General features: G+C 45.2%; 5 protein-coding genes. 2 read left to right on the top strand and 3 right to left on the bottom strand.

Translation table 11 applies throughout. The annotated features are described in order from the left end of the window. Together AB4114_RS35480 and AB4114_RS35475 are read left to right on the top strand one after the other, a co-directional pair. Positions 1-1108, top strand: a 1108-nt coding sequence (locus tag AB4114_RS35480; protein WP_441992631.1) for a helix-turn-helix transcriptional regulator, incomplete at its 5' end; no start/stop codon positions are given. Continuing rightward, entirely contained in the window at positions 1105-2883 is a 1779-nt protein-coding gene (locus AB4114_RS35475) for a cache domain-containing sensor histidine kinase (RefSeq protein ID WP_441992630.1), read from the top strand. The genes AB4114_RS35480 and AB4114_RS35475, both read left to right, overlap by 4 nt. A gap of 316 nt (positions 2884-3199) precedes the next feature. On the opposite strand, the gene AB4114_RS35470 is transcribed toward AB4114_RS35475, so the two are convergent. The 3 genes from AB4114_RS35470 to AB4114_RS35460 all read right to left on the bottom strand — a co-directional run. Continuing rightward, positions 3200-4444 (bottom strand): stalk domain-containing protein, encoded by a 1245-nt coding sequence (locus AB4114_RS35470; protein ID WP_441992629.1) that lies wholly within the window; start codon positions 4442-4444, stop codon positions 3200-3202. 202 nt (positions 4445-4646) lie between these two features. After that, positions 4647-5168 carry a YfiT family bacillithiol transferase gene (locus AB4114_RS35465; RefSeq protein WP_441992628.1) on the bottom strand — a complete coding sequence of 174 codons (522 nt, stop codon included), beginning with the start codon at positions 5166-5168 and terminating at the stop codon, positions 4647-4649. A 16-nt stretch (positions 5169-5184) separates the two neighbouring features. Next, a partial coding sequence (locus tag AB4114_RS35460; protein ID WP_441992627.1) for an NUDIX domain-containing protein occupies positions 5185-5534 on the bottom strand: 350 nt, incomplete at its 5' end.

Raw genomic sequence — 5534 nt, 5'->3', positions numbered from 1 at the left:
TGAGGATATGCTGCATAGTCGCTTATTGGCGGCTGATTTCACAGCTGTCATGCAAGCGCCCGCTGCAACGGCTGTCATCAAGCTGATTTCACCAGGATCACGGAATGAATCGCTGGGACATTTAATAGATGAAGCGCTTGCTGGCTGTGAGCTGCCTTATTTGTACGCTTGGAAAGATGATCATCACGCGATCGTTCACTTCTTTTCACAGCAGAATGACAGTATCGCGATCAGCCATGTTCAACATCTGTGCTATGAGCTGTCTACTGCCTTGAAGCGGAAGTATGATTTATTTTCCATCGCAGCGGGCAAAATTGTCTCTTCCKCCTATAAGCTGCAGGAGTCCTATACGAGTGCTGTGCTTCGCTTACAGGAGTCGTTTTTTCACAAACCGTGCTCCCTCATTTTGCATGATAATACGGGAAGTGATGCACAATCGCTGCATTACGTGTCGCAGCCTGAACAACTCGTCCGCTTCTCGGAAGCGCTGTCTGAAGAGCATTTCGCTGACGCCGATCAGCTGCTCGCGACGATAACCGCCGATATTCGCCAGCATCCAGGCACGCTGATTGTTAGTGTGAAAGAACTCTACTACCGCTTCATTCTGGAAATGGACAAATTCGCTCACGGTCGGAATATCACCCTCTTCGACACCTCGGAGGAAAATGATGTGGCTTGGAAACTGATCCTGGAATGTCATTATTTGGACGATATCCACCGTGTGACAGCCATGAAACTAGACGAATTGAAAAAAGCCATTCAAGAGCGCACGAGCGGCGGTATGTCGTCAACAAGCTCCCGAATCGTGCGTTTCATTCATCTGCATTATGCTGATGACGATCTTTCCGTGCAGGATGTGAGTGATCATATGCAGATGACGGCTTCTCATCTTATTTCGATCTTTAAGGATGCTACAGGGAAAACGATCAAGCAATATGTGACCGAATATCGGATGGAAAAAGCGAAGGAACTGCTGCGGAACAACCGACTAAAGGTCCTCGATGTGGMTTCGCAAGTGGGTTATAAGGACGGGGAGCATTTCGCCAAAATTTTCCGAAAATCCACGGGTATGACACCTTCCGAGTATCGGGACCGGTGCCAGTCATGATGTTCTCATTCATTCAAATGCTGCGTAAATGGCTGTACAATACGAAGCTGCGTCACAAAATCATGTACACCTATTTGCTGCTGATCATGCTTCCACTCGGCTTCTATCAGTTCATTGCATCGGAAAAAATGTCCGATATCATCATCAATCATGTCACCTATTCAGCTAAGCAAGGCTTCGATCAGACGTATTCCTTTCTGAATTATCGCGTCCAGCGGATAGCAGAGACAACGAATATTCTCGTTTCCAACTCGGCCATCTCGGACATTCTGATGGATAACAATGTAACCAGTGATATCAATCGTGAGCTGCAGGAATACGCTAATCTCAAGAAGCTGCTGCGCTCTATGCAGGATAGTCTCGATATTTCACGTGTCATCCTTTACGTGCCGAGTGCTTTTATTTTCGCGAATGAGACTGAGAATTTCTTATCACTAAATGAAACAAAGGACAGTCCTTGCTTCGACCGTTTAAATGACTTGCATGCCAAATATTTATGGTGCTCAGCTCCTGAGCTTGGGGAGAAAGCCACACATGACAATTCTTCGCTTTATGTGGTTCGAAGTATATTGGATCCGAACAATTATGCCATTCCGATCGGTCAATTGCGCGTTGATGTACAAGCGGAAACGATTCGTTCCATGCTGAGTAAAGCGAATGTGGTCAGAAACAGTACAACCTTCTTGGTGGATCAGAATCAACAAATCATCCTATCCTCGGATCCTTCAGTGACCACGCTAGTCAATATGCCTGATACATGGGACGATGCAGTCTCCACCACTTGGCAAACGAATAACAATTACTATTTGTTCCGGCAACTGCCTTCCAATTGGGGAATGGTCACTGTCATTCCATTGCATGAGGTCGTGCAGCAAAGTCATCAATTGCGCAATGATTTGTTGGTTATTTTGCTCATCGTGACGGTCATCGCCTACTTGTTAGCCTACCTCTTCTCCTTCTCCGTCACACGACGTGTCACGCAATTGACTAGCCGCTTACGGGATGTGCAGAATGGAAACCTCATCGCGCTCTCTCAGACGCAAGGTCGAGATGAAATTGGTGAGCTGATCCAAACATATAATTACATGATCGAGCAAATAAGCTCCATGAATAAGGAACATTACCGTCTGGGACAAGAGGTCAAAAATGCGGAGTTAAAAGCACTCCAATCGCAGATCAACCCACATTTTCTGTATAATACATTGGATCTGATAAACTGGATGGCGGACAGCGGGCTGAACACGGACATTAAGAAAGTCGTCAAGGCACTTGCTCGTTTCTATAAAGTCAGCCTCAGCAGCGGCAAAGATATTATCACCCTGCGTGAGGAGCTGCAGCATGTTTCGTTCTATGTGCAGATTCAGAATATTCGTTTTGAAAATAAAATTGATTTCCAGATTGACGTCCCTGAAGAGCTGCTTAGTCATCCTATTCCCAAAATCACCCTGCAGCCACTTGTCGAGAATGCCATTCTACATGGCATATTAAGTCGAACCCAGCGTGAAGGCAGCATCTCGATTCGGGCTTATCTGGAAGATCAAACGATGCATCTCCTCATCAAGGATGACGGTGTGGGCATGAGTCCCAACCTTATCGAGGATATGATGGCGGGCATTAGCCGCAGTCGGATCGGCGGGAGCAGTTTCGGCGTTAAGAATGTTAGCGAGCGTATTCGCCACTATTTCGGAGATCCAGCGAAGCTTACTTATCGAAGTGTCCCCGGTGTAGGGACCGAGGTTGAGATCACGTTTCCTTTTACGGAAGAGGAAGAATGAGAATTCATGTAACGACCCATTTGGCATTAGTGTTCTAATTCAACTGGTTAGTAATGGAGCAGAGGGAACTAGGATGCCATATTTGTGATTTCAAGCTCTATATGGTAATTGAAAGGGAACCTCAGTGTCTTATTTGTACGAAAAACGTAAAAATTTTAAAAATACGATTAAATAGTGCACACACGTTCCCCTCATTCCCAAATACATTCGATTTTTCTGAAATAACGAACCCTAAATCCCTCAAACAACTCTCACGAGCAACTACACAGCGAAAAGCCAGCGGATACCCGCTGGCTTTTTCTGTACTTTATCTTATTTATTCAAGCTGATTGATGACAGCTGTCCACTTATCACTTTCCCAAGCCACCTGCGCGCCAAGCGCTTCGGTAGCAAATCGTAAGGGAACATACGTAGAGCCTTCAGTGGAAATAAAAGGCGCGTTCGAAAGTGCCTGCCATGTTCCATTAACTAGCACTTCTTTCTTACCAATGAATAAAACAATCGTTTTTGATCCTTTCACAATCGTAACTTCTTGACGAGTTCCTTCCCAAATCACTTTGGCTCCCAACGCTTCAAATACGCCACGAAGCGGGATGAATGTACTTTCGCCAATGATTTTCGCCTTTGGAGAAACGTCTATGTAAGTCCCATTGATACGAATACCCACATCGTTATGCGTATATTTCTTAGGCGGGTCCGTTTTGACCGGATTGCCTTTCTGTTCCTTAGATGGCTCAGCTGGATTTTCTACCGTTGTGAAAGACCATGTTTTACTATCAACAGTTACCGTATACGTTTCTCCATATGCAAGTTCATTTTTTGGGATAATATGCCAAGCGTTCATATCGCCAAGCTCTTGCTTCAATTTGTAAATCTCGATAGATTCATCTTTACTATTCCTCAGCGAGGCGGTCACGTCCATCTTATCTTGAGCTACCCCTGCATATGTAATAAAATAACCTGACTTCTCCAAATTGAATTGTTCCAAAGGATTCGGTATCTCGAACCCATAAAATCCAATCGGTACCCCTGTCTGTCCATCGTAGGGATAAACGCCTGTTCCTGTGTGGGTAAACCACTTCTTAGCAGGGTTTAGAACAAGTGCATGCTTGTTATACCCTACGCCTAGTAGTGACATGTCCGGGAGAATCAAGCTCGATCTATGAAGCGGAGCATCCAGTAAAGACTGCACACCAACTTCTGGCGAATCGGTCGTAAACGAAACATCCTCAAACACACCGAATTTATCTGTATCCAGGCCTGCAGCGGCTGCCCGATCCCAGGGAAGTTTGCCAGAGAACCCTTGCTTATTTGGTGTTTCTGTATGGCCGTTCTCTTGATTGAGTAGGAGATAATTCGCATGTTTTCCAGCTGCAGTTGTAAGTGAAGGATCTAATTCCATCAATGGAATGCCCATATGTGCTCTGACGTCATTCAAATAGTCTATTGCAGCGCTCTGATCATCGTTGCCTGCTGCTAATGCACTGAGATTCCCTATTACCATAGATACCCCAGCAAGAACAGTTGCCAACTTAACACTCATTTTCAAACCTTTTTTCATTTTACCTCCGTAACACGGTTTGATTTCCACGAATCATTCCTTTTCGACAAAATCCCTCCTATTTCCTGCTTTAGGGATACCCGTGTGCTAATTTGTCTTCCCGTAATAGAGAAATATACTTCACAATAAAAAAAAGGCCACCGAGATCAGACTCGGCAGCCCTTGAATGTAACAATGAAATTTGCTCGTTTTAATCGTGTACCTACCAACCCATTCGTTCCTTCAATGATGCGATCTGAGCAATGTGATGTCGATCATGCCATACCAAACGTTGCAGTGCCGTTTCCAGACTAAGTACACCAAGGACTTGACTCGTAAAAGTCTTCTTGAAATCCGAAGAACTTAACGAACGGAGCACAGCTACAAAACGAATATGTATCGATTCCAATAGCTGAATTGAAGCTTCAATCGGTACCTGATAATCGCTTAACTCTGCCCATAAATCTTCCCGGTACGAGCTTGCAATGGGACTGTCCTCTGTAAGGGCTCGCTTGAAACGCAGAAAAGCATTCATATCATTGTCCGCCATATGGTGAACAACTTGTTGAACCGTCCATCCGCCAGGGCGATATGTTGTTAACCGTTGATCCTGATTTAGATGTAAGACCGTCATTCGCAATAAATTCGCTGTCTCCGCAACGTCAATCACCCATTTATCCCGATCMGATTGTGTGGGATGCTCGATCCGTTCGAATCTCCCAATCGGATATTGTAGATGTTCCATATCGATCGCCCTCCTTTCAGTCTAATCTAACCGCTTTATCCGGATCTCTCAAATAATCAAACATACTCTTCACTTGTGCAATCGTATTCCGTTCTGCTGATAATTCGGGAAGTTCACTTTCACCGAAAAAACGCACCTCACTCGTTTCCACGCCGACCAGCGCTTCGCCGCCAATTATTTTGCAAAGAATAAACATCTTATAGATGTGATAGGGTTCAGGTGGATGAGCATGGAACTTTTTATCTAGAACAGCAAGCAACCGGACGGGCACCACATCAAAACCTGCCTCTTCCCTGATCTCTTTCACAGCAACTTCCGAAGGTGAGTAACCAATATCGGCCCAACCCCCTGGTAGAGCCCAGGCAC

It is taken from the genome of Paenibacillus sp. 2RAB27, from assembly GCF_052115445.1.
GTDB lineage: Bacteria > Bacillota > Bacilli > Paenibacillales > NBRC-103111 > Paenibacillus_E.
The sequence above is the reverse complement of the archived record's forward strand: the minus strand, read 5'-3'. Positions and strand labels throughout refer to the sequence as shown.

What these genes read in the sequence shown, in the direction of transcription:
- AB4114_RS35475 (WP_441992630.1), top strand. Translation starts at nt 1,105, where the DNA reads ATGATGTTCTCATTCATTCAAATGCTGCGTAAATGGCTGTACAATACG.
- AB4114_RS35470 (WP_441992629.1), bottom strand. Translation starts at nt 4,444, where the DNA reads ATGAAAAAAGGTTTGAAAATGAGTGTTAAGTTGGCAACTGTTCTTGCT.